We start from the raw sequence: 23,174 nt of genomic DNA on the forward strand, positions 1-23,174 counted from the left end.
CAGGGAGCACGCACCATGACGTCGACCAAAACGCTGTTTTCCACGGTGGCACTCGTCACCGTTGCCGGACTTTCACTCACCGCCTGCTCGGGCGGGAACGACGAGCACACCGCCTCGGGCGCGACGCCCGTCCCCGCCGCGGTTGCGGGCACGGCGATGGTTGTCCGCGACACGGTCATCGATGCGACCATCGCGGCGTCTGGTGTCGCCGAGCCGATTCAGCAGGCCACGCTGAGCACGAAGCTGATGGGCACGGTCACCGCAGTGCTCGTGCATGAGGGCGATGTGGTACGATCGGGACAGACCCTGCTGCGCATCGACGCGCGCGATCTTACAGCGAAGTCAGCACAAGTCGGCGCCTCCATCGCCGACGCCCAGGCGATGCAGCGCGAAGCGGCCACGCAGGCCGCGCGGATTCGCGCCCTCTACGCCGACAGCGCGGCCACGCGCGCGCAGCTCGACGCCGTCGAGACGGGACTGGCACGAGCCGAGGCGGGATTGCGGGCGGCGCAGGCCGCATCGGGTGAGCTTGACGCCATGCGCAGCTACGCGACCGTCATTGCGCCGTTTGGCGGCGTCGTCACCTTCCGCGCGGTCGATCCGGGCGCGTTTGCGGCACCGGGCGCGCCACTGATCACGGTGCAGGACGGCTCGACATTACGCATCCGTGTGAGCGCCGCGGGCGATGCCGTGCGTTCGCTGACGCGCGGGCAGACACTGGCCGCCACGATTGATGGCACATCGGTATCGGCCGTGATCGAAGGCGTGGTTCCGGCCGGCGCCGGCAATCTCTTCACGGTGAACGCCACCGTAGCGAATCGGACCGGCGCGCATCGCAGCGGCAGTGCCGCCATGGTCTCCATTCCGGTGGGTCGTGAACATGCGCTGCTGGTGCCGAACGCGGCCATCGTGCGCGAGGGCGACCTCACGGGCGTCATCGTGCGCACCACAGCGGGTGACGAGCGCCGCTGGGTACGCCTGGGCGTGTCGAGCCTGACGCATACGGCGGTGAGCAGCGGCTTGAAGGCCGGTGAGACGATCGTAGTGCCCACCGTGGTTCCCACTTCGACGTCGGCGACATCCGCCAAGGCGGCCACGTGAGCACGCCGCGCGCGCTGGGCATTTCCGGCCGGATCGCGAAAGCGTTCCTGAACTCGAAGCTCACGCCACTGGTCACGGTGGCGTCGCTGGCCGTGGGCGTCCTTGGCATCCTGGCCACACCGCGCGAAGAAGAGCCGCAGATCTCGGTGCCCATGATCGACGTGATCTCGGCCATGCCGGGCGCGTCGCCGCAGGAAGCGGAGAATCTGTTGGCGCGCCCGATCGAGCAGCGCATGATGGAGCTGCCGGGCGTCGATCATGTATACACGATGTCGGGCGACGGCTACGCCATGGTGACGGTGCGCTTCAAGGTCGGCGAAGACCAGGAGCGCAGCGTCACGAAGGTGCAGGCCAAGCTGGCGGGCGCCATGGACCAGGCGCCGGCCGGTGCGATGCCGCCGGTGATCAAGGCGCACTCGATCGACGACGTGCCGGTGCTGGCGCTCACGCTGCATGGCGCCGGCGTCGATGCCAACACGCTGCGCGAAATCGCGGCGCATCTCGAAGACGAAATCCGCACAGTGCCCGAGGTAACCGAAACGTTCGTCACCGGCGGCGCACCGAAGCAGATCCGCGTGCAGATCGATCCCACGCGGCTCGCGGCGAGCGGCGTGACACCGGGCGACGTGATCATGGCGTTGCGCGGCGCCAACGCGCGTCTCGCCGCCGGTGAAATCGCGGTGCGCGACAGCGTGCTGCGCATCGACGTCGGCGCCCCGCTGGCCACGTCGCTCGATGTCGGCAGCGTGGTGGTGTCGGCTCGCGGTGGCCGTACGGTGTACCTGCGGAACGTGGCCGACGTGCGCGAGGATTTCGGCGAACGCACGAGCTATGTGTCGCATCGCGATGGGAGCGGCGCGTCGGAAGCGGCAGTGACCATCGCCGTCGCCAAGCGGAAGGGTGCCAACGCGACCGCCGTCACGCATGCCGTGATGCAGCGCGTAGATCAGGCCAAGGGCCGCCTCATTCCCGGCAGTGTCAAGCTGTCGGTGACGCGCGATTACGGTGAGACGGCCGGCGAAAAGGCACAGGAACTGATTCTGCACCTCATCATCGCCACGCTGAGTGTCACGGCCTTGATCTGGCTGTTCCTGGGCTGGCGCGAGGCGCTGGTGGTGCTGGTGGCCGTGCCGGTCACGCTCGCTCTCACACTGTTCGTGTACTACGCGCTGGGCTACACGCTCAATCGCATCACGCTGTTCGCGCTGATCTTCTCGATCGGGATTCTGGTGGACGACGCGATCGTGGTGGTGGAGAACATCTATCGTCACCTGGCGATGGGTGATCGCGACGCGGAGGCGGCCGCGATCGACGCCGTCGATGAAGTGGGCAACCCGACCATTCTCGCCACGTTTACCGTGATCGCGGCGATTCTGCCGATGGCGTTCGTGAGTGGCATGATGGGGCCGTACATGCGGCCGATTCCGATCGGTGCGTCGGTCGCCATGGTGGCCTCGCTCGCCGTGGCCTTCATCGTCACACCGTATCTCGCATATCGACTGCTGAAAGGGCACGTGAAGGCGGCGCATGTGCCGAGCGGTCATGCGAGTCCGGAGCACCCGCCCGAGGAGGGCGGCCAGGTGGACCGGATCTATCGGAAGATCATGGTGCCGCTCATGGAGCAACAGGGTCGCCGTCGCGCCTTCTACGCGGGCATCATGGCGCTGCTGCTGGTGAGCGTGAGTCTGGTCGGCTTCAAGGCGGTCCAGGTCAAGATGCTGCCGTTCGACAACAAGAGTGAATTCCAGGTCGTGCTCGACTTGCCCGAAGGCACCACACTCGAGACATCCAATGAAGCCGCGTCACGCATCGCGGCGTATCTGAGCACGGTGCCCGAGGTCGTGAGCACGCAGGTCTATGCCGGCACGGCGGCGCCATTCAACTTCAACGGCCTGGTGCGCCACTACTTCATGCGCAGCGGCGCCAACGTGGCCGATGTGCAGGTGAACCTGCTGCCGAAGGGCGAGCGCGACCGGCAGAGCCACGCGATCGCGGTGGCCGTACGCCCCGGTGTCGACAGTATCGCGCGACGGTACCAGGCGTCGGCGAAGGTGGCCGAAATTCCCCCGGGCCCGCCGGTGCTGTCCACGCTGGTGGCGGAAGTGTACGCCGGCGACGACTCCACACGCCTCGAGGCGGCGAAGGCGGTGAAGGAGGTGTTTGAAAAGACACCCGGTGTGGTGGACGTGGACTGGACCGTCGAGGCCCCGCAGGCCAAGCGCACCTTCCGCGTAGACCGCGTGCGGGCCGCCGAGTCGGGTGCGAGTGTGGAGCAGATCACGCAGACGTTGTATCTCGCACTCTCCGGCGCGCCCGCCGGTATCGCGAGTTCGCCCACGGCGCGCGAAGGCATCGCGATTGTGCCACGCCTGCCGCTCGACCAGCGCAGCAGCGTGGAAGCGCTGCTGTCGCTGCCCATCGCCACGATGCAGGGTCCGCAGCCGCTGGCGCGGTTTGTCACGGTCATCAACGGCACGCGGGACGGTTCACGCATTCGCAAGGACTTGCGGCCGGCCATCTACGTGACCGGCGACGTCGCGCGTGAGATCGAGAGTCCGGTATACGCGATTCTCGACATGAACCGCCAGCTCGATGCGATTCGCGTGAACGGGGCATCGGTGACGCGCTACAACGCGGTGCCGCCGGCCACGGTGAGCGAGACGGCGATCAAGTGGGATGGTGAGTGGCAGGTGACCATCGAGGTATTCCGCGATCTCGGTCTCGCCTTCGCGATCGTGCTGCTGCTGATCTACGTGCTGGTGGTGGGGTGGTTCCAGAGCTTCACGATTCCACTGGTGATCATGGCGCCGATTCCGCTCACGCTGATCGGCATTCTCCCGGGGCATGCGATCAGCGGCGCCTTCTTCACCGCGACCAGCATGATCGGCATGATCGCGCTGGCCGGCATCATCGTGCGGAACTCGATCCTGCTGGTGGACTTCATCCAGCTCGAAGAAGCCCGTGGGCGGTCACTGACCGACGCGGTGCTTGAAGCCGGCGCGGTGCGGTTCCGTCCAATCGCGCTCACGGCCGCCGCCGTGGTGGTGGGCGGTTTGGTGATGGTGCTCGACCCGATCTTCCAAGGGCTGGCCGTCGCGCTCATGAGCGGGGCGATCGTGGCCACGCTGCTCACGATGGTGGTCGTTCCGCTTCTCTACTGGCAACTCAACCGGAGCAATACTCATGTGTAACGACAAGATCATTCGTCGCATCGCCGGCGTCTTCGTCATGCTGTCCGTGGCCTTAGGCTACTTCGTACACCCCGGCTTCCTGTTCTTCACGGCCTTCGTGGGGTTCAACCTCTTCCAGTCGAGCATCACGAACTGCTGTCCGCTTGAACTGATGCTGGGGAAGGCGGGTATGTTCGGATGCACCCCGAAGCGCAGTTAAGACACTTACGGAACCCCATCGATGACCACCACCAGTGCTCGGAAGGCGGTGCTCCCCTGCACCGCCTGCGGCAAACTCAACCGCGTTGACCTATCCCGGGCCGATGCGCAGCCGAAGTGCGGGACCTGTCGCGTACCACTCGTGCTCGACGCGCCGGTGGTGCTCACCGACGCCAACTTCGACACCGTGGTCGCAAACAGCACGGTGCCGGTGATGGTCGACTTCTACGCCGACTGGTGTGGACCCTGCAAGATGATGGCGCCGGTGTTCGCGCAGTTCGCGAAGCAGCAGCGCGGACAGGCGATCGTGGCGAAGGTCGACACCGATCGCAATCCTGGTGTCGCATCGCGCTTCGCGATCCGAAGCATCCCCACGATCGCGCTCCTCAAAGACGGCAAGGAAGTGGCGCGTCAGGTCGGCGCCGTGCCGATGGGCCAGCTGGAGCAGATGGTGATCAGCGCCCGCTGATCACCTTCTTCCGTTCAGCCAGTTCGCTCTCCAATCGTCCGCAGACCAGTTCGCAGAGCTTGAGCACATCGGCGTCGGCGAGTTCATAGCGCACGTACACGCCGTCGCGCTCGCGGCTCACCAATCCGTGATTGAACAGGATGGCCAGATGCCGCGAGACATTGGCCTGACCCATGCCAGTAGCTTCGACCAGCTCGTTCACCGTGCACGAGCCGCCACGCAGTTCCTGCAGGAGACTGAGCCGCGCCCGGTCGCTCAATGCCTTGAACCGGTCCGCCACCAGGTCAAGCAACTCCGGACGCATCACCTTGTGAGCCATCAGTATCCCCGCGCAAGAAATTCACGTATACACGCGTATGAATATACCAGAGACACCACGAGGACGGCAACCATCGCCGTCCTCGTGGACTTTCGAGGCGCGACTCAAGCCAGCGAGGCTTCCAGGCTGATCTCGGCCTTGAACAGCCGCGACACCGGGCAGCCCGCTTTCGCGTTCTCGGCCAGCGTCTGGAACTGCTCGGCCGTGATGCCGGGAATCGTGGCCGCGAGCTTCAGCACGATCTGAGTGATCGTCTGATTGCCGTCCACCGGCTCCATGGTCAGCACCGCGGTCGTGTTGATCTCATCGGCGGTGAAGCCGGCGTTGGCCAGCTGGAACGACAGCGCCATCGAGAAGCAGCCGGCGTGCGCGGCCGCGATCAGCTCTTCGGGGTTCGTGCCATTCCGCCCGTCTTCGTCCTGGAAGCGGAGCTTAAACGAATACGGCTGCGCATTCAGCACGCCGCTCGGCGTCGTGAGCGTGCCGCTGCCTTCCTTGCCCGTGCCCTTCCAGACTGCCTGTGCTGTGCGCTGCATCGACCAACCCTCGCGTACGAGATCATATCGGACGGGCACCGGACGGCACCCTCCCCAGCTCCAGAGCAAATATGGGGCCTTGCCTTGCGCCGCGCCGAGCCCTCTTTTGTGGGACGATTCCCTCTGCCCCGGCTCCCGATGTCCGCCTCACTCGCTCTGCCCCGCCGCGCCCTTGTGGCGCTGTTTACCCTCTCCGCCGCGACGCTGTCGGCCCAGACAACCCGCGATCCCGCCACCCTCCCCGTCGTGCTGCGCGCCTCGCGGGTCATCGATGGGACGGGACGTACCCTGCGCAATCAGGACGTCACCGTGCAAGGTGGCCGGATCACCGCTATGCGCGCGTCGGTTGGCCCTCTGCCGGCGAGAGGCATCGATCTGGGCGCGCGCACGCTGCTGCCGGGATTGATCGATACGCACGTCCATTTGGGCTGGTACATCACCGACAAGCAGCGGCTCCATGAGGATCGCGATGGTGATACCCCCGACGTGAGCACGCTTCAGCGCGCGGGGAATGCCTGGGCCACGCTGCGGGCGGGCTTCACCACGGTGCAGAGCATCGGCGAGGCCGACAACGCCGTGCTGCGTGATGCGATCAATGCGGGTCGTATTCCCGGTCCTCGGGTGCTCACGTCACTGGGCACGCTGAACGAACGCACCGGGGGCGGATCACCCGATTCGCTCCGCGCGTCGGTGCGTCGATTTAAGGCACGCGGCGCCGACGTCATCAAGATCTTCGCCTCCAAGTCGATTCGGGACGGCGGCGAGGCCACCATGACACCGGAGCAGCTCGAGGCGGCCTGTGGAGAATCGAAGGCGCAGGGGCTGCGCTCGGTGGTGCATGCGCATTCGGCCGAGGCCGTGCAACGCGCGGCGCGCGCCGGCTGCACGCAGGTAGAGCATGGAGTATTCGCCGACGACGCCACGCGCGCGTTGCTCGTACAGCGCGGCACGTTCTTCGATCCGCAGTGCGGCCTCGTGTTTCACAACTATCTCGACAACAAGCCGTGGTTCGAGGGCATCGGCAACTACAACGCGGCCGGCTTCGCGTCGATGGAACAGGCGATTCCGTTGGCCGAGAAGGGCATCGGGCTCGCCGCGAAGCTGCCCACGCTCAAGCTCGTGTTCGGCACCGATGCCGTGGCGGGCGCGCATGGGCGAAATGCCGAAGAGCTGGTGTGTCGCGTACGTCGTGGTGGCCAGCCAGCGATGGACGCGATCGTCAGTGCGACCAGCCGGGCCGCCGAGTCGCTTGGACTCGAGAAGGAGATCGGCCGCATCGCCGTGGGATACGCGGCGGACCTCATCGCGACCGACGGCGATCCCGTGGCGCAGATCGAAGCGTCACAGCTCGTGTCCTTCGTGATGAAGGGTGGCCGCGTGTATCGCCACGACGCAGCACGCCGTACCGGAGCTCGGAAATGACGTCCAGACGCAGCTTTCTCAAGACCGCCGGCGCCCTGACTGCCGGTGTCGCCACCGTTGGCACCAGCACCGCGTGCGCCGTGAAAGACCCGACCGCAAGCAATGCGACCGGACAGGAGAACAGCGCGGAGCGCGTGCGCGGATTCGATCGCGTACTGCTCGATGCCGTGGCGACCGCCGTCTTGCCGGCGTCACTCGGCGCGACCGGTATCCGCACGGCGACCAATGCGTTCGTCGCTTGGGCCGACGACTACGAACCGGTGGCGGAGGAGATGCACGGATATGGCTACGCCGACGTGCGTTACCTGCCGGCCGACCCCTCTCCGGCCTGGCGCGCGCAGCTCTCCGCACTGGAGCTGCTGGCGCATAAACATGGCACTGAAGGCTTCGCCACCCTCCCAATGGCACAGCGTCAGGAGCTGCTCAGCGCCGTGCTGCGCGACCAGCGAGGCGACCGATTACCGGCACCGCTCAATGCCAACCACGTTGCGATCGCGTTGCTGTCGCATTGGTCATCGGGGCCTAATGCGTGGGACGCCGCTCTCGGCGCCCGTGTCGCGCCCGGTGTGTGCCGCACGCTGGGTGATGCCACGCGCAAGCCGTTGCCTGTCACCATGGAGCCGCGCACATGATCACGCACAATGCGGATATCGTGATCGTCGGCAGTGGCATCACCGCCGCGTTGATGGCGGCGTCGCTGGCCGAGAAGACCACGAAGTCGATTTTGGTCGTTGAAGCAGGAAAGCCCACGACACCGTTCGCCGACCGGGTCAAGGCGCGCGAGCGTTGGCGCGCGTATGGAGAGAGCCCCTGGAAGCAGGATCATCTCGACGACCAGAACGCGACGGGCACCACGTGGGGCTTCTCACCCAGCATGAACGTGGGCGGCTTGGCGATGCACTGGGGCGGTGTGTCGCCGCGCTATTCGCCGGAGGACTTTGCACTGCGCTCGATGTACGGCGTGGGCAGCGACTGGCCGTTCAACTACGACGATCTCGATCCGTTCTATCAGGAAGCGGAAGAGCGGATGGGTGTGGCCGGCGAACAAGGGCCGGTCGCGCTCGATCCGCGAGGCAAGCCATATCCATTGCCGCCGCTTCCGATCAACTACAACCTTGCACAGTTGCAGCAGTGGGCCACCAAGGCCGGCATTGTCACGTGGAGCACACCGAGCGCGAAGAACTCCGTGGCGCAAGACGGGCGTGGGCAATGCCAGCGGTGCGACACCTGCTATCCCGTGTGCCCCACGGGTGCGAAGTACTCGCCCGACTTCACGTGGGATGCGTTGGTCGCGCGCAAGCGGATCACGCTCGTGACCGAGACACTGGTGCGTAAGCTCGAGGCCGACCCGAAAACGGGCCGCATCACGCGGGCCACGGGCAATCGCACGAACGCTTCGGGCGAGGAAGTCACCATTGAAGGCGGCACGTTCGTACTGGCGGCCGGCTTCGTGTGGTCACCGCATCTGCTGCTGTTGTCGAAGAGCAGCGCGTTCCCCGATGGACTGGCCAATCGCAGCGGACTGGTTGGCAAGTATCTCGCCGGGCATCGCAACGTGAACGCGTATTTGCGGTTGCCGATGGAGCTGTTCCCCGGCATCAACGTGCAGCATTCGCTGGTGTCGAAGCAGTTCATGCGGGTGCCGCGCTCGGCGCGCTATCTGCGCCACGACCTGCGCATCTGGGAGTCAAGCGTCGGGCGTGAACCGCGTTTGCGCGACGACGATGGCCGCGTGCAGTTCGGCGATGACCTGATGAAGGATTGGCAGCAGCGCGCGAAGGGCGCGACTGCTCGGGTGCGTGGCTACTACGATGTGCTGCCCGACAAGGAGAGCGCGCTCGCGCTCGACGCGAAGAAGGTCAACCGCTTCGGCGATCCGATGCCGAACGTCTCGTTCAAGGACGCGCCGGAGAGCGCGGCGTTGAAGGAGTGGCAGGAAGAGCAACTGCGTGACCTGTTCCGTACGATGGCGAAAGCCGGCGGCGGCGAAATCCTGCGCATGGAGAACAGCGCCAACGATCTCGGGCAGGAGCACCCGGTCGGCGGTTGCCGGATGGGAACTGACCCGACACAAAGCGTGGTGGATGCGCACGGACGTGCCCACGACCACGAGAATCTGTGGGTGGCCGGCGCGCCAGCACAGCCCACGGCCTCGTGCTGCAACGGCACGCTCACCTTCGTGGCGGTGGGGCTGCGCACAGCGGCGGCGATCGCGGGAGCCGCCGCAGTCTGAGCAAACGACACCCGTCGACACTGCAACAGCTGGAACACGGATTGTGGAGGATTGCGCGGGTCACACAGATAAGCCAAAAGCGATAACTGCACGACGCGTAGATGACGCGGCGGGCGGCAGATTTGTGTCGAATCTGGAGATCTCCGGCTGATCGTTTCGGCTTCGGGCTTTCCCTGACACGGTTCGCCAAGGCACTTTTCAGGGGTACGCACCCTCCACCCATCCTGCCGATGCGCCGTTCTCTCCTTCGTGCCATTCTTTCCGGCCCGCTCGTGGCCGCCCCTCTGCTTGCCCAGTCGCGCGCTATCACCGCCGCCGACTACGCGCGGGCCGAGCGCTTCCTCGCGTTCAACACGTCGAACCTCGTGTCGCGCACCGGCGTGCAGCCGACGTGGCTCCCCGATGGCCGGTTCACGTACCGCGTGCGGCTGGCGGATGGAAGTTCACCGCTCGTGGTGGTCGACCCGATCAAGGGGACCAAGACGGACTGCACCGCCGCGGGCGCCAACTGCCCGGCTGAGCCCGCACGTGCCAACGGCCGCCCGGCCGCCCGGCCCGGTGGTCGCCCGCCCGAGCATGTCTCACCCGACGGCAAGACCGCCGCGTTCATCCGCGACTGGAATCTCTGGGTGCGCGATGTGGCCACCAACAAGGAGACGCAGGTCACGACCGATGGCGTGAAAGACTTCGGGTACGCGACCGATAACGCCGGCTGGATTCACTCGGATCGCGCGATCCTGACGTGGTCGCCCGATTCCAAGAAGATGGCCACGTTCCAGCAGGATCAGCGCAACGTCGGCGAGATGTACCTCGTGAAGATGAAGGTCGGTCATCCCGAACTGAGCGCGTGGAAGTATCCGCTGCCGGGCGACAGCGTGGTGTCGATGATACACCGGGTGATCGTCGATCTGTCTGCGTCGACGCCGAAGGTGGTGCGCTTCAAGATGCCGGCCGATCAGCATCGCTCGTCGGTGTGCGATCACATCTCGTGCAGTGGCGGTGAACTCTCCGACGTGGAATGGTACGCGGACGGCTCCAAGCTTGCGTTCCTGTCGAACTCGCGGGACCACAAAATCGCCACACTGCGCATCGCCGACGCCAGCACGGGTGACGTGCGCGACGTGCTGCGCGAAGAGGTGGCCACACAGTTCGAGAGCGGTGACAACGTGGCGAACTGGCGTGTGCTGCCGGCGACCAACGAAGTGATCTGGTTCTCCGAACGCGATGACTGGGGACAGCTGTATCTGTACGACCTCGCCACGGGCGCGCTCAAGTCGAAGATCACGACTGGCGACGGGCCGGTGCTCTCGGTGGAGCGCGTGGATGCGAAGGCCCGCATGATCTGGTTCGTCGCCGCCGGCAAGATTCCGGGGCGCGATCCGTACTTCCGTCATCTGTATCGCATCGGCATGAACGGGAAGGGGCTGACGCTCCTTACGCCGGAAGACGGCGACCACAACACCACGCTGTCGCCCAACGGCGCCGTGTTCGTGGATAGTTGGTCGCGCGCCGACCTCGCGCCGATCGCCGTGCTGCGCAACGCGAGCACGGGAAAGCTGATCTCGACACTGGAACAGGGTGACATTTCGAAGCTCGTCGCGACGGGCTGGAAGGCCCCCACGCGCATCACCGTCAAGGATCGCGCCGGTAAATGGGACCTATACGGCGTGATGTGGACGCCGACCGCGCTCGACTCGACGAAGAAGTACCCGATTATCAACTACATCTATCCAGGTCCGCAGGGCGGCAGTGTGGGCAGCCGTCAGTTCTCGGCCGCGACGCGCGACAATCAGGCGCTGGCCGAGTTGGGGTTCATCGTCGTGGCGATCGACGGCACCGGAAACCCGACGCGCTCGAAGTCTTTTCACGACGCGTACTACGGTCGCATGAGCGACAACACGCTTCCCGATCAGATCGCGGGCATGAAGCAGTTGGCCGAGCGCTATCGCTTCATCGATCTGGAACGCGCGGGCATGTGGGGCCACTCGGGCGGCGGTTTCGCCACGGCCTCGGCGATGTTCCAGTACCCGGACTTCTTCAAGGTCGGTATTTCCGAGTCGGGCAATCACGACAACCGCAACTACGAAGACGATTGGGGCGAGCGCTACCACGGCCTGCTCACCAAGAGCGGTGCGGTGGACAACTACGACAAGGAAGCGAATCAGACGCTGGCCAAGCACCTGAAGGGGAAGCTGATGCTGGCGCACGGCACGATGGACGACAACGTGCCTCCCGACAACACGTGGCTCGTCGTCGATGCCCTGATCAAGGCCGGTAAGGACTTCGACCTCGTCATGATTCCGAACGCGGCACACGGCTATGGCGCGGCCTCGAACTACATGATGCGCCGTCGGTGGGACTACTTCGTGCAGCATCTTCTGGGTGCCACGCCGCCAAAGGAGTATCAGATCGGGCCGAAAAACTGAGATCGCACACGCCACGCTGCTAGATTCCACATATGGACCGTCTCTTTGTGATGATCGGCGCCCTTTCTGGCGGTATCGGCGTAGCCGCCGGTGCCTTCGGCGCGCATGCCCTCAAGGCCCGTCTCGAACCTCGCATGCTCGAGGTGTTCGAGACGGGCGCTCGGTACCAGATGTACCACGCCATCGCGCTGCTGGCGGCGGCGTGGATTGTCACCCGCTTCCCAGGTTCACTCGCCAACGCGAGTGGGTGGCTCTTCCTGGCCGGCACCCTGCTCTTCTCGGGGTCGCTCTACGCGATGGCGCTGACGGGCGTCAGGGCACTCGGTGCGATCACGCCGTTGGGTGGCGTCTGCTTCATTGCCGGCTGGGCTTGCCTGGCGCTCGCCGCGATGCGCGCGCGCTAATCCGGTGTGCGGACGACCGTGAGTTGAGCGCACGGCTGCTGGGCGCGCAGTAGTCACACAACGGCTGCGATGAGCGGTGTGGACCGCAGTTTGCGTTGCGATGCGGGATGCACGTCTTACATCACACGCCACGTACGGCGCCAGCGAATTGGCTCCCGTTCGTCGTCCGGCCCGCCGTTTCTTTATGGCTCACGTCGCTCGTGCTCTTGCTGGCAGCAGTATCCAGCCCTGCCGACGCGCAGCCGAACACTGAGCGCGGCCCCCGAACGGCGCAGCGGGAGTCCCCTGAAATTCGGGAGCTGAAGATCACGGGGACGTCGAAGCTGCCCGTCGCAGCATTGCGGCAAAGCCTCGTGTCGAAACCGTCTGCATGCAAGAGCCTGCTGCTCAAGCCGTTCTGTGTGATCACGAAGTCGCGGCACATCTACGAGCGAAGCTATCTCGACCGCGATGAGTTTCAACGCGACGTGCTTCGCGCGCTGGTGTTCTACTTTCGCCGCGGATATCGCGACGTCGCCATCGACACCAGCATCGTTCGGGTCGGTTCCAATGCGGTGCGGATCACGATGTCGGTCAAAGAGGGACCGCCTACACGCGTTGCATCCACGAGCGTGGTCTCATTCGCTCCCGTCCCGATCGACAGCGCCGGCCTGATCCGTCCGCGCGTGAATGAGCCCCTCAACCTGCTCGCCATCGATTCCACCGTCGCGAGCGTTCGCGACGCGCTGTGGGAGAAGGGCTTCGCCGATGCGGTCATCACGCCGTCGACCAAGGTCGATTCCGCGGCTGACAGTGCCTCGTTGAGCTTTCGCGTGGACCCCAAGCGGCGAGTCACGATCGGCGAGGTGCGCATCGAGGGTGTTGAGAAGATCTCCGAACTCGCGATTCGACGGTCGCTGCGAATCGCGCCCGGCGATGTCTTTCGTCGTTCCCGCATCGCGCAGAGCCAGCGTGCGCTCTACGAGTCGGCGCTCTTTCGTCGCGCGACGATCGATACGCTCGCGCACGCCCCCGGCGTGCCGGACAGCGTGAAGTCGCTCATCGTGCGCGTCATCGAGGCGCCGCAGCGCGAAGCACGCGCCAGCGTCGGATTCACGACGGCAGATTTTGTCCAGGCTGAGGCCCGGTTCACCGACAACTATTGGCTTGGCGGCACGAGAAAGTTCGACGCGACCATCACTGTCGGCAATCTGCTCGCCGAGCAACTCACGCAGAGTCAGTTTTTTGTGAACTTCACGAATATCTCGCGAGATAACGCGTTGGGCCGCTTCTATTCGCCGACGTATCAGGCCAGTGTGGAGGCGCGACAGCGCTGGTTCCGCTCGCCACGGAACACGATCGGAGCCGGTCTTTTTACCCATCGGCGAAGCTCACCAGGTGTGTTCGTAGATCGCGGATACGGCGCCAGCGGCACGTTCACGCGCGAGCTGGCCGTGCGCACGCCGCTGAGTGCCACCTATCGCTTCGAAATCAGCAGTGTCGAGGCTGGCGACGTGTACTTCTGTGTGAACTACGGCGTGTGTGATGCCTCGACCATTCTGGCGCTCCGTGGTCAGCAACGACTCTCCCCCGCCGCCGCCGTCATTTCGATGGACCGCAGCGATTCACCGCTGTCGCCCACGCGCGGCATTCGCTTCCGCGCCGAAGCTGAACACGCATCGGCATTGACTGCCTCCGACTTCCGGTACAATCGCGCGTTGGCGGATGTGGCGATGTATAGGCCGCTGCCCTTCCGAAACATCGTCGCCGCGCTTCATGTGCGGGCGGGATGGGTTCAACCGCTTGCCAGCACCGCTGGCGCCGTAGGGCTGCCCGCGAACCGCGAAGCACTGGGCTCTGCGGAAATCCTGCATCCGCGCAAACGCTTCTACGCCGGCGGTGCGCAGAGCGTGCGAGGCTTCGGCGAGAACCAGCTCGGCCCACGGGTGCTCACGATCGCGCCGGACGTTCTACGCGGACGGGCCATCAGCAAGGGCGACACCACGTACGGTTGCGCGCTAGCCACTCCGATCGCCTCGTGCGGCGTCAACGCTGCGTTCTTGCGCGACAGCGACTTTCAGGTGCGTCCGTTGGGCGGCACAACATTGCTCGAAGGCAGCGTAGAGTTGCGGATTCCGGTGTGGGGTTCTCTCGTCGGAGCCCTGTTCGTTGACGGCGCCATTTTGGGAGAAGGCACGCTGAACTCGATCACGCGGGGCACGGGCGCCATCACGCCGGGATTCGGCGTGCGATACGAATCACCGGTAGGGCCTATTCGGGTCGATCTGGGACTTCGACCGACGCTGCGTCGCGCGCTCCCTGTCATCACGCAGACGACAGACAGCGCGGGGCAGCGTGTCCTCGTCGCGCTCGCGCCGGCGACAGGCTGCGGTGCGCTGTCGAGTGAAGGCTGTCGCACGTTTCCCGATCCGTTGGAACGCATGGGCCTGCTTCGCAAGTGGGCGAATCGTCTCACGCTCCACCTCAGCATCGGTCAGGCCTTCTAATGGGAACTCCCCTGCGACGCGTCGCTATCGGTGCCGCCGCCATCGTCCTCGCCATCGTCTCGCTGGCGGTGGGGGCGGCCTTCGTGTTTACCAATACCGATTGGGGACGCGAGCAGGTACGCGTTCGAGCACTGACGGCGCTGAACGGCGCCGCGCACGGGATCGTCAAGGTGGGCGCGGTGAGCGGCAACTTGCTGACGGGTCTTACGCTGCACGATCTCTCGATCACCGACAGCGCAGGCAGTCCCTTCATTGTGGCCGGCGAACTGCACGCCGATTACGGCCTGCGGGCGCTCATCAGCCGACGCATTGCGTTGCGCAATGTGCGACTGGTTGACGCGCACATTGTGATCGAGCGCCCGACGGGCGGCGTGTGGAACTACGACCGCATCTTCCCCACGGATTCGGAGACGCCCACGGACAGCGCGCCCGGCTTTGGTGATTGGATCGTGCTGAACGATGTCACGGTGCAGCGCTCTCGCCTCACTGTACGGATACCCTGGACCCCGGACGACGGGCTGCGAGGTGCCGCGCGGGACAGCGCCATCGCCGTCGCACTCGCGGGGAAGGAGCGGGCGGTCGTCGCGCGTGCCACCACCGGCGGCGGCTGGCAGGCCACGCAAGACTTTCTGGACATCAACGGACGTCTGCCCTTGGTGCGCATCGCGCATCCCGAGTTTACAACACGACTGATCCGCACCGACTCGCTCAGCATGCGGGCGCTGCCGTTTGCGCCCCCCGGCGCGGACGTGCGCCAGCTCTCCGGGGCGTTCGAACTCAATACCGATTCGGTGTGGTTCCAGAATGTCACACTCACACTACCGGCGTCGCGGGCGCAGCTGAGCGGTCGATACGTGATCGAGAATGGCGATCTATCGCTCCGTACCATCGGCGCGCCAATCGCATTGTCCGATATTCGCTTTCTGTATCCGGCCCTTCCAGACAGTGGCGAAGGCCGCATCGATCTCTCGCTCGACTGGACCGGCGATGTGCAGCGCTACAAGGCGCGAGATCTTGACCTTTCCGCGCTCGGGGGGCGCGTGCGCGGCACCCTTGGCATCACGGTTGGCGATACCCTTCGCTTTGCGGACACGGCACTTGAGTTCGTCACGCTTCCCACCTCGCTCATCGAGCGCCTTTCACCAGCGCTCGACCTACCGCGATCAGGCACCATCAGCGGTCGCGCGTCGCTCGACGGCACCGCGACCGCGATGACCGTGGATGGTGACATCATCTTTGATGATGAACGCTCGGGACGAAGCCGTGTGTATGCGTTTGGTGAGCTTGGCGCAGCAAACGGCGTCTTCTCGGCGCGCAATCTTCGCGTGACGTTGGCACCGCTCCAAGTCGACCTGGCTCGCATCGCGATGTCGACTTTGCCGGTGGGCGGCACGCTCACCGGCAGCACGACGCTCAACGGACAGACCGACCGGCGGCTCGATGCGCGCAGCATCGTGCTCACGCACCTCGACCGGGGTGAGCGATCCCGCGTGGTGGGTAAGGCCGCGTTCCGAATGGCTTCGACCTCCTCGCCGACCTGGCTTGATGCGCAGCTCACGGCGCGTCCGCTCTCGCTGGTGACCGTCGGGCGCTTCGCTCCAGCGGCGGGGCTTCGCGGGGCCGTGGCAGGGCCACTGCGCGCCATCGGACCGCTCAGCGCACTCGTCATCAACACGACGCTGCGCACGTCGGACGGAGGCGGTGTGAGCGCGAGCGGACAGCTGGATCTGGCCAGCGCCGAGCTTGGCTATTCCCTCAACGTCGCCACCCAGCTCTTCAACGCCAACGAATTGCTCGAGCAGGCTCCACGCACGTCGTTCAGCGCCGAGATGCAGGCGCGCGGTCGCGGCGTCGACCCGGCAACGATGCGCGGCGAGTTTGCGGTGGACGCGGTGGCCTCGCGCGTCGATACGGTCGCACTCGACTCGCTTCGACTGCGCCTCCGCATCTCTAGCGGCCTGGCGACTTTGGACACGCTGACCCTGAACGCGCCCGGTGTCGCGGCGGATGCCACGGGAACGTTTGGACTCTCACGCACGTCCACCGGAGATCTTCGCTACGCGGCGCGGGTTGACTCCTTGGCCCGTTTGTCCCGGTATTTCCCCCGCGACACGACCGAGGTATTCCCACGGCCACTTTCCACCGCCGAGCGCCTGCGCCGCGCCCGAATGGATTCGTCCCGGGTGGCGATGCAGCTCGCCGTCGCGCGCGCCGCCGGCGTTGAACGGCCGGCCTCGCCGGTCGTGATCGACTCGTTGCCCAATCAGCGTCGGGACACGCTCGCGGGATCGCTGTCGGCATCCGGTCGGGTGACCGGCGGGCTGAACGGCTTCGATCTCACCGGCATGCTCGAGGGGTTGGGAATCGTGGCGATGGGAAGCCGCGTGCAGCGCTTACAGTCGGAGTACACGTGGCAAGGCGCCCTCACCGACAGCGCGCACATCCGACTCCGGGCCAATGCCGATACGGTCGTCGCGGCCGGATTCTCGCTCGACAGCGTGGTGGTCCGGGGCGACTACCAAGCTCCGGGAGGGAATGCACAGGTCGCGGTGTTTCAAAGTAGCGATCGGGACTACACGCTCAATGCACTCTACGCCATTCGTCCCGATCAGCGCGAGATCACCTTCAACGACCTGCGGTTGCGCTTCGATACGACGCGCTGGAGTGCGGCGGCGCCCGGCACGATCCGGTGGGGCCAGCCGGGTATTGAGATCGACAGCCTTGATCTCCGCAGCAACACGAACGGTCGGGTGTTCGCGAATGGCATCGTGCCTACCGACGGCATCGCTGATCTACGCCTCATCGTGCAGAACTTCCAGGTTGGCGATCTGCTCGGACTCGTGCAGAGTGATCTCGAAGCAAACGGCGTCATCGGTATCGATACCCGCATCACGGGGTCGGGGCGCAGTCCGCGCATCGTGGGCACAGCCAGTATTGCGCGCGGCACCTATCGAGGCACGCCAGTGCCCGACCTGCGGAGCAGCTACGATTATGCCGATCGTGTTGCGCAGATCGATGCGCAGCTGACCGATTCAGTGCGGGGCGACCTCCGGCCTCTGGCAACCGCGACTGCGCGACTGCCGCTTGATCTGGCATTTAGCGGCGTGGAAGGGACACGCATGCTCGAGGGTGCGGCTACCGGCGAGCTTCGCGCCGACAGCCTGCCGCTCGATCTGCTATCACGCGTAACCGACGCGGTCGCGAACGTGCGCGGGGACGTGAACGGCCAGGCACAGCTGCGTGGGACGCTGCGCGAGCCCGACTTCACGGGTGCTTTGGCACTCCGCAACGGCCGTACCGACGTCGTCGCGCTCGGCATCACACTCGACCGCATGCAAGGGTCGCTGAGGCTGGACGGCGACAGCGTCGTGATCGACTCGCTGACGGCCGATAGTCACGGCCGCATCGCGGTGTCCGGTGGCATCGGTGTCAAGGACGTGGCCTCGCCGAGCTTCGACCTGCGCATGAGGGCAGAGCGCGCGCGCATTCTGGACAACGAGCAAGGGCGTGCCAGCGCCGATGCCGACGTCACCATGCACGGGCCGTTCAATGATGTATTCGTGCAAGGTCGCGCGCGCATCCGTGAAGGCGTGTTCTACATACCGAAACCGGATAACAGCGAAGTCATCAATGCCGGCGATCCAGCGGTGTTCGCGGTCATCGACACCAACGACGTCCGTCAACGTGATCTCGTGCTCGCACCGTCGCCGCTTCTGGCGAACATGCGCATGGACCTTGGGTTGACGGTGGATCGCGATACCTGGGTTCGCTCGCAAGAAGCGAACATCGAGATCTACAGCGAAGACGATCTTCGCATCACGGTTGACCGACGCCGGCAGGCGCTGGCGCTCGACGGCATCGTCAATACCGACCGCGGCGAGTACGAATTTCTCAGCAAGCGCTTCCAGGTGAAGCGCGGCGCTGTGCAGTTCATCGGCACGCAGGACATCAATCCACTACTGCAGATCACGGCGGAATATCAGGTGCAGCAACCGTCGCAACAGGCGATCGATATTCGTGTGCTCATCGGCGGTACGCTGCTCTCGCCGCGGCTCTCGCTGGAGAGCGACGCCCAGCCGCCGATCTCGCAGAGCGACCTGCTCAGCTACCTCGCCTTCGGCAGCGAGTCCGGGTCACTCCTGCAGTTTGGCGGCTCCAGTTTGTCTGGCGGGTCCAGCGGCGGAGGACTGGTCGGCACCAGCGCCGCACTGGCCACTCGTCAGCTGACCGGCGTCGCACTCGGCACCATTGTCGGCGAACTGGAGGGACAGGCGGCGCGCTCGCTCGGTGCAGACGTGTTCAACATCACACCGTCCAATATTCCGACGGAACTCGCGAGCGGAAATTTCGGCGCACTCACGACCTTCCTGAAAGGCACGCAACTCGAGTTCGGCAAGTACCTCACGACGCGCACGTTCGTCGGGTTGCAGTTGCAAGCGACGACGACACCTGGCTTTCGTGTGCAACACCAACTCAGCCGCAATCCCGGACTCTCCGTAGAGTCGACGTTTCAGCCGCGCTTCTTTCTGCCAGAGCCGTCGCTCTCCACGCAAGAGATTACGAAAGCGAATGCGTTCGGTCTTTTTCTGGTGCGTCGCTGGCGCTTTTAAACATCTGGATTGCGCTCGATATGCGCGTAGCGCACAAATGTGCACACGCGTGGCACTGTTGCTGCACCGGGGAGTTGTCACACGCCGCCCGGAGAATCACACATGCAGCACGACGATGTAGAAGTTCGACTGGATCGACAGAGGGAAGGGACGGCGCCGCTCATCGATGGGCGCATCGACGACCGGCACGAGGCACCGCTCGGGGCGCTGCTCAAGCAGCTTACGGGCGACACCGCGGAATTACTGCGGCAGGAGTTGGAGTTGGCAAAGTCTGAGCTCCGTGAAACCGGCACGCGACTCGTGCGCGACGCGACGAAGGTCGGGGTCGCAACTGGGCTGGCAATGATGGGCGGACTGGCGCTCACGACGTCGTTGATCGTCGGACTCGGCGTCGCACTCAACGGCAACTACTGGCTGTCGGCGCTCATCGTCGGCGTGGTTGCCTTCGGTGTCGGCTACGCCATGGTGAAGAGCGCGATGCGGGATCTCACCGCCCCCGGACTGGCGCCGAAGGAGACGATCGCCTCGCTCAAAGCAGACCAGCACTGGGCGAAGGGCGAAATGCGCGACCTGAAGCATGAACTCACCGATGAGACTGTTCCCCCACACGTTCGACGCTAAGGAGGTACCATGTCCGAGCATGATATGAATTTTTCGAGTAACGAGGCTGCGAGTGGTGCGAGCAACGCGGATGCCGTGAACACCGCACCGAAGGCGATAGCGCAGAAGCTCGGCGCACAGACTCGCAGAGTCGTCGCTGACGTACAGCAGAACGCCACGCAACAGGTTCAGACCGGCATCGACGGCGGCATGCAGCGCGCCGCCGGAGCGCTCAAAGGCGTCGCCGATTCGCTGACGAACGGCAGCGCCATCGATGATGTCGGCGCTGGCCGGTACGTGCGTCAGGCCGGCGAACAGGTTCGTCGCGCCGCCGAGTATCTGGAGAAGTCGGATGTCAAGCAGCTTGCCCGCGATACGGAATCGTTCGCGCGCAGGCAGCCCGCGGCGTTTCTCGGTGGTGCCTTTGTACTCGGCGTAGTTGCCGCGCGGCTCTTCAAGAGTTCACAGCGCGCTGACGGACAATCCGACGAAGGATTCAGCGCCTCCCGCACGCCCGAGCCGTTTCCGATCGTAGCCGGGGACGCTGAGTTTACCTCCGATCGCGGACCCGAGCGTGGTGGATGGTACGCCGCAGAGACGCCGATGGACAGCTATCGGGAGCCGCTTCCGCCGAGCCGTGGAGAGCGGCCATGACGTCGGCCGACATGATGACGGGCGACGAGGAGTCGCGCGAAGTTCGTCGCGACCTGAAAAGCGAGTCGTCGAGCGACACGCAGACCATGCGTGAGGAGATTGCGTCAACGCGCATGCGCATGAGCGACACCCTTGATGAGATCGGCGAGCGCCTCAATCCGCAGACGATCAAGGACAACGTGAAGGATTCCATCAGAGAAGCCACCATCGGGAGGGTCAACGACATGGCACGAAATGCGACGGACAGCATCCAACGAAGCACCAGCGGCATCGCCAACGTGGTGCGTGACAACCCGATTCCGGCGGCCATGATCGCCATCGGCCTTGGCTGGATGTTCTTCAACGGAGGAAAGTCCGACGATGCGAGTCGCGCTCCACACGCGATGGCCTCACGCGGGCAGGACAACCCGACGGGCGTGAGCGCCGGTATCAAGAACACCGCCAGCGATGTGGCAGCGAGCGTCAAGGACAAGACGGGGGAGCTGGCCGACAGCGTGAAGGAGCGCGCGCAGCATCTTGCGTCGACGGTGGCCGAAACAACTCGACGCGGGCAGGGACGGGTCGAAGAGACCTACCGCGCGAATCCGCTGGCCCTGGGCGCGGTGGCCGTGGCCGCCGGCCTCGCCGTCGGTCTCGCTGCACCCGCCACGGATCGCGAGCGCCGAATGCTGGGCGGAGAAATGCCAACGTTCATGTAAGGCGGAAAGTGCAAACGGAGGGGTGACGAACTGGAGCGCATCAGCGATTCTTCTTCCATGCTCCTCAGTCAGCCATCCGTGCCGCAACTCGCTGCGATCGCCGCCATCTCCGCCGTGGGTAGCGCCGTGAACTCCATCGCGGGCGGCGGCACGTTGCTCACCTTTCCCGCGCTGCTGGCGTTGGGGGTGCCGCCGGTGTCGGCCAACGCCACGAGCACCCTCGCGCTTTGGCCCGGCTCACTGGCGAGCATGTGGGGCTATCGACGCGAGCTGGTGGGGGCCGAGCGCTGGGCGCTGCGGCTCGCGATCCCGAGCATTCTGGGCGGCGGTATCGGCGCGGCGCTGTTGCTGGCCACCACCGACGAGCAGTTTCGCGCGTTGGTGCCGTGGCTGGTATTTGGCGCGACGGTGTTGTTCGCCGTGCAGGGGCCCGTCATGAAGCGGCTACGTGCGCGCGCGAGCGCGACACCGACGGGAGTGATCGCACGCCCAATCAATCCGACCACCGGCATGCTCATCGCGCAATTCGCGGTCGGTATCTACGGCGGGTACTTCGGCGCCGGCGCCGGCATCGTGATGCTGGCGGTGTTCGGTTTGATGGGGCTCACGAACATCCACCAGATGAACGGCCTCAAGAACTTCAATGGCATTTGCTTTAACGGCATCGCCGCGATCACCTTCGCCATCATGGGGCAGGTGAACTGGCCGATCGGTGTGGTGATGGCCGTGGGCTCGAGCGCGGGTGGCTACCTGATGTCGGGCCTCGCGCAGAAGGTGCCGCAGGCCTGGGTGCGCAATGCCGTGACGGCCATCGGTTTCGCCAGCGCGATCTGGCTCTTCGCCTCGAAGAGCTGAGATCGCGCCGGCGACGCCGACGCCCGCGCCAACGCACGCTACTTCACGGAAATCTGCTTGATCATGCCGTGGGCGAGATGCGGCTTCCCGTCTTTCATGTCGGGCGTGAAGCACATGAAGGCGAACTCGCCCTTCGGCACATCGACCTGCAGATAGACCACATCACCCGGCACGATGTCGGTGATGCCGCCCATCGGCTTGCCCGGCGGTGCGCCCACCGGATTCTCGGCGAACTTCGCCATGTCCATCGGTGTCTTGCCCGGCATCAGCTGCGCCATGAAGAACTCGTGCGGTTGCTTCCCCGTATTGCGCACGGCGATCACATGCTTGCCCGGCGCCAGCGGCTTCGAGAAGGCGAGGTCGTAGTCAGACAGCGTGAGCGTGATGTCGGCCACCGGTGCGGCGGCTTTCCGCGCCGTGGGTGTGACCGTGAGCGCTTTCATCATGCCCTTCATGACGTGCGGCGGTCCACCCGGGCTCGGGATCACGCACAGTGCAACGTAGTCGCCCGCTTCGAGGTTGCTGGTGAAGACCGTTTCATCGCCCGGCGCCGGAGCGTTCGGTCCGCCGACCGGCTTCATCCACTTCGGCGGCGGTCCACCGGCTTTGAAGAAGGCGAGCACATCGTCGGGCTTCTTGCCCTTCTCGACCTTCACGAGATAGACGTGGTGCAGTTCCTTGCCCTTGTTCGAGAAGCGAATCGTCGTGAGTCCGGCCGGCACAGTCGCCGGCATGTCGAACGCGTAGTCCGACGCGACCACGGAAATGACATTGGCACCAGGCAGCGACGCAAAGCGGGCGGCGAAGCGCGACGCGGTTGCGGGCTTCGCGGCGGGCTGCGCGCCGAGCAGCGCGGCAGACATGACCGACGCGGCCGCCGCCAGCATGCCGGGCGTACGACGATTCATAAGCGAACGTTTCTGCATGATGACTCCTGATACGAATTTCTGAGGGTGGTGGATTGGCACTGCG

Annotated in this window: 18 protein-coding genes; 15 read left to right on the forward strand and 3 right to left on the reverse strand. The window is 65.2% G+C overall.

Features of this window, described 5'->3' with window-relative positions:
• The first annotated feature begins 15 nt into the window (after positions 1–15).
• From RMP10_RS06465 to trxA, 4 genes are read left to right on the forward strand one after another with little or no spacing between them, the layout of a single operon-like run.
• A complete protein-coding gene (locus RMP10_RS06465) occupies positions 16–1,101 on the forward strand; it encodes an efflux RND transporter periplasmic adaptor subunit (RefSeq protein ID WP_310569552.1) in 1,086 nt (361 codons plus the stop codon).
• A complete protein-coding gene (locus tag RMP10_RS06470; protein ID WP_310569553.1) occupies positions 1,098–4,292 on the forward strand; it encodes an efflux RND transporter permease subunit in 3,195 nt (1,064 codons plus the stop codon). The genes RMP10_RS06465 and RMP10_RS06470 overlap by 4 nt, the downstream gene beginning before the upstream one ends.
• Positions 4,285–4,491, forward strand: a complete 207-nt coding sequence (locus RMP10_RS06475; protein WP_309672740.1) for a DUF2892 domain-containing protein — start codon at positions 4,285–4,287, stop codon at positions 4,489–4,491. The genes RMP10_RS06470 and RMP10_RS06475 overlap by 8 nt, the downstream gene beginning before the upstream one ends.
• A gap of 21 nt (positions 4,492–4,512) precedes the next feature.
• Positions 4,513–4,959 (forward strand): thioredoxin, encoded by a 447-nt coding sequence (gene trxA / locus RMP10_RS06480; protein ID WP_310569554.1) that lies wholly within the window; start codon positions 4,513–4,515, stop codon positions 4,957–4,959.
• Here trxA and RMP10_RS06485 read toward each other — a convergent pair.
• Both RMP10_RS06485 and RMP10_RS06490 read right to left on the reverse strand, forming a co-directional pair.
• A complete protein-coding gene (locus tag RMP10_RS06485) occupies positions 4,946–5,278 on the reverse strand; it encodes a metalloregulator ArsR/SmtB family transcription factor (protein ID WP_309672742.1) in 333 nt (110 codons plus the stop codon). The two genes, trxA and RMP10_RS06485, sit on opposite strands and share 14 nt — an antisense overlap.
• 104 nt (positions 5,279–5,382) lie before the next feature.
• Positions 5,383–5,814: an OsmC family protein gene (locus RMP10_RS06490; RefSeq protein ID WP_310569555.1), complete on the reverse strand. Its 432-nt coding sequence runs from the start codon at positions 5,812–5,814 to the stop codon at positions 5,383–5,385.
• A 138-nt stretch (positions 5,815–5,952) separates the two neighbouring features.
• On the opposite strand from RMP10_RS06490, the gene RMP10_RS06495 reads away from it, so the two are divergent.
• The 11 genes from RMP10_RS06495 (at position 5,953) to RMP10_RS06545 (ending at position 22,202) form a co-directional block, all read left to right on the forward strand.
• Positions 5,953–7,236: an amidohydrolase family protein gene (locus RMP10_RS06495; protein ID WP_310569556.1), complete on the forward strand. Its 1,284-nt coding sequence runs from the start codon at positions 5,953–5,955 to the stop codon at positions 7,234–7,236.
• Positions 7,233–7,868 carry a twin-arginine translocation signal domain-containing protein gene (locus RMP10_RS06500; RefSeq protein WP_310569557.1) on the forward strand — a complete coding sequence of 212 codons (636 nt, stop codon included), beginning with the start codon at positions 7,233–7,235 and terminating at the stop codon, positions 7,866–7,868. The genes RMP10_RS06495 and RMP10_RS06500 overlap by 4 nt, the downstream gene beginning before the upstream one ends.
• Positions 7,865–9,469 carry a GMC family oxidoreductase gene (locus RMP10_RS06505; protein ID WP_310569558.1) on the forward strand — a complete coding sequence of 535 codons (1,605 nt, stop codon included), beginning with the start codon at positions 7,865–7,867 and terminating at the stop codon, positions 9,467–9,469. Before RMP10_RS06500 ends, RMP10_RS06505 begins: the two co-directional genes overlap by 4 nt.
• A gap of 230 nt (positions 9,470–9,699) precedes the next feature.
• Entirely contained in the window at positions 9,700–11,895 is a 2,196-nt protein-coding gene (locus RMP10_RS06510) for a DPP IV N-terminal domain-containing protein (RefSeq protein WP_310569559.1), read from the forward strand.
• A gap of 32 nt (positions 11,896–11,927) precedes the next feature.
• On the forward strand, positions 11,928–12,299 hold the full coding sequence (locus RMP10_RS06515; protein WP_310569560.1) for a DUF423 domain-containing protein: 372 nt from the start codon (positions 11,928–11,930) through the stop codon (positions 12,297–12,299).
• Between the two features lie 107 nt (positions 12,300–12,406).
• Entirely contained in the window at positions 12,407–14,785 is a 2,379-nt protein-coding gene (locus tag RMP10_RS06520; RefSeq protein ID WP_310569561.1) for a BamA/TamA family outer membrane protein, read from the forward strand.
• Positions 14,785–19,395 (forward strand): translocation/assembly module TamB domain-containing protein, encoded by a 4,611-nt coding sequence (locus RMP10_RS06525; protein WP_310569562.1) that lies wholly within the window; start codon positions 14,785–14,787, stop codon positions 19,393–19,395. Before RMP10_RS06520 ends, RMP10_RS06525 begins: the two co-directional genes overlap by 1 nt.
• A 102-nt stretch (positions 19,396–19,497) precedes the next feature.
• Positions 19,498–20,016: a phage holin family protein gene (locus RMP10_RS06530; protein ID WP_310569563.1), complete on the forward strand. Its 519-nt coding sequence runs from the start codon at positions 19,498–19,500 to the stop codon at positions 20,014–20,016.
• 9 nt (positions 20,017–20,025) lie between these two features.
• Entirely contained in the window at positions 20,026–20,649 is a 624-nt protein-coding gene (locus RMP10_RS06535; protein WP_310569564.1) for a hypothetical protein, read from the forward strand.
• Entirely contained in the window at positions 20,646–21,347 is a 702-nt protein-coding gene (locus tag RMP10_RS06540) for a DUF3618 domain-containing protein (RefSeq protein WP_310569565.1), read from the forward strand. Before RMP10_RS06535 ends, RMP10_RS06540 begins: the two co-directional genes overlap by 4 nt.
• A 57-nt stretch (positions 21,348–21,404) precedes the next feature.
• The gene (locus tag RMP10_RS06545) at positions 21,405–22,202 is read left to right on the forward strand and encodes a sulfite exporter TauE/SafE family protein (RefSeq protein WP_310569566.1); all 798 of its coding nucleotides are present in this window, start codon (positions 21,405–21,407) and stop codon (positions 22,200–22,202) included.
• Positions 22,203–22,240: 38 nt separating this feature from the next.
• On the opposite strand, the gene RMP10_RS06550 is transcribed toward RMP10_RS06545, so the two are convergent.
• Positions 22,241–23,128, reverse strand: coding sequence for a hypothetical protein (locus tag RMP10_RS06550; protein ID WP_310569567.1), 888 nt, complete (start codon positions 23,126–23,128; stop codon positions 22,241–22,243).
• Positions 23,129–23,174: the final 46 nt, after the last annotated feature.

Origin of the sequence: Gemmatimonas sp. (assembly GCF_031426495.1) — a bacterium.
Classification (GTDB): Bacteria; Gemmatimonadota; Gemmatimonadetes; order Gemmatimonadales; family Gemmatimonadaceae; genus Gemmatimonas.

What these genes read in the sequence shown, in the direction of transcription:
- RMP10_RS06465 (WP_310569552.1), top strand. Translation starts at nt 16, where the DNA reads ATGACGTCGACCAAAACGCTGTTTTCCACGGTGGCACTCGTCACCGTT.
- RMP10_RS06475 (WP_309672740.1), top strand. Translation starts at nt 4,285, where the DNA reads ATGTGTAACGACAAGATCATTCGTCGCATCGCCGGCGTCTTCGTCATG.
- trxA (WP_310569554.1), top strand. Translation starts at nt 4,513, where the DNA reads ATGACCACCACCAGTGCTCGGAAGGCGGTGCTCCCCTGCACCGCCTGC.
- RMP10_RS06485 (WP_309672742.1), bottom strand. Translation starts at nt 5,278, where the DNA reads ATGGCTCACAAGGTGATGCGTCCGGAGTTGCTTGACCTGGTGGCGGAC.
- RMP10_RS06490 (WP_310569555.1), bottom strand. Translation starts at nt 5,814, where the DNA reads ATGCAGCGCACAGCACAGGCAGTCTGGAAGGGCACGGGCAAGGAAGGC.
- RMP10_RS06495 (WP_310569556.1), top strand. Translation starts at nt 5,953, where the DNA reads ATGTCCGCCTCACTCGCTCTGCCCCGCCGCGCCCTTGTGGCGCTGTTT.
- RMP10_RS06500 (WP_310569557.1), top strand. Translation starts at nt 7,233, where the DNA reads ATGACGTCCAGACGCAGCTTTCTCAAGACCGCCGGCGCCCTGACTGCC.
- RMP10_RS06505 (WP_310569558.1), top strand. Translation starts at nt 7,865, where the DNA reads ATGATCACGCACAATGCGGATATCGTGATCGTCGGCAGTGGCATCACC.
- RMP10_RS06510 (WP_310569559.1), top strand. Translation starts at nt 9,700, where the DNA reads ATGCGCCGTTCTCTCCTTCGTGCCATTCTTTCCGGCCCGCTCGTGGCC.
- RMP10_RS06515 (WP_310569560.1), top strand. Translation starts at nt 11,928, where the DNA reads ATGGACCGTCTCTTTGTGATGATCGGCGCCCTTTCTGGCGGTATCGGC.
- RMP10_RS06520 (WP_310569561.1), top strand. Translation starts at nt 12,407, where the DNA reads ATGCACGTCTTACATCACACGCCACGTACGGCGCCAGCGAATTGGCTC.
- RMP10_RS06525 (WP_310569562.1), top strand. Translation starts at nt 14,785, where the DNA reads ATGGGAACTCCCCTGCGACGCGTCGCTATCGGTGCCGCCGCCATCGTC.
- RMP10_RS06530 (WP_310569563.1), top strand. Translation starts at nt 19,498, where the DNA reads ATGCAGCACGACGATGTAGAAGTTCGACTGGATCGACAGAGGGAAGGG.
- RMP10_RS06535 (WP_310569564.1), top strand. Translation starts at nt 20,026, where the DNA reads ATGTCCGAGCATGATATGAATTTTTCGAGTAACGAGGCTGCGAGTGGT.
- RMP10_RS06540 (WP_310569565.1), top strand. Translation starts at nt 20,646, where the DNA reads ATGACGTCGGCCGACATGATGACGGGCGACGAGGAGTCGCGCGAAGTT.
- RMP10_RS06545 (WP_310569566.1), top strand. Translation starts at nt 21,405, where the DNA reads ATGCTCCTCAGTCAGCCATCCGTGCCGCAACTCGCTGCGATCGCCGCC.
- RMP10_RS06550 (WP_310569567.1), bottom strand. Translation starts at nt 23,128, where the DNA reads ATGCAGAAACGTTCGCTTATGAATCGTCGTACGCCCGGCATGCTGGCG.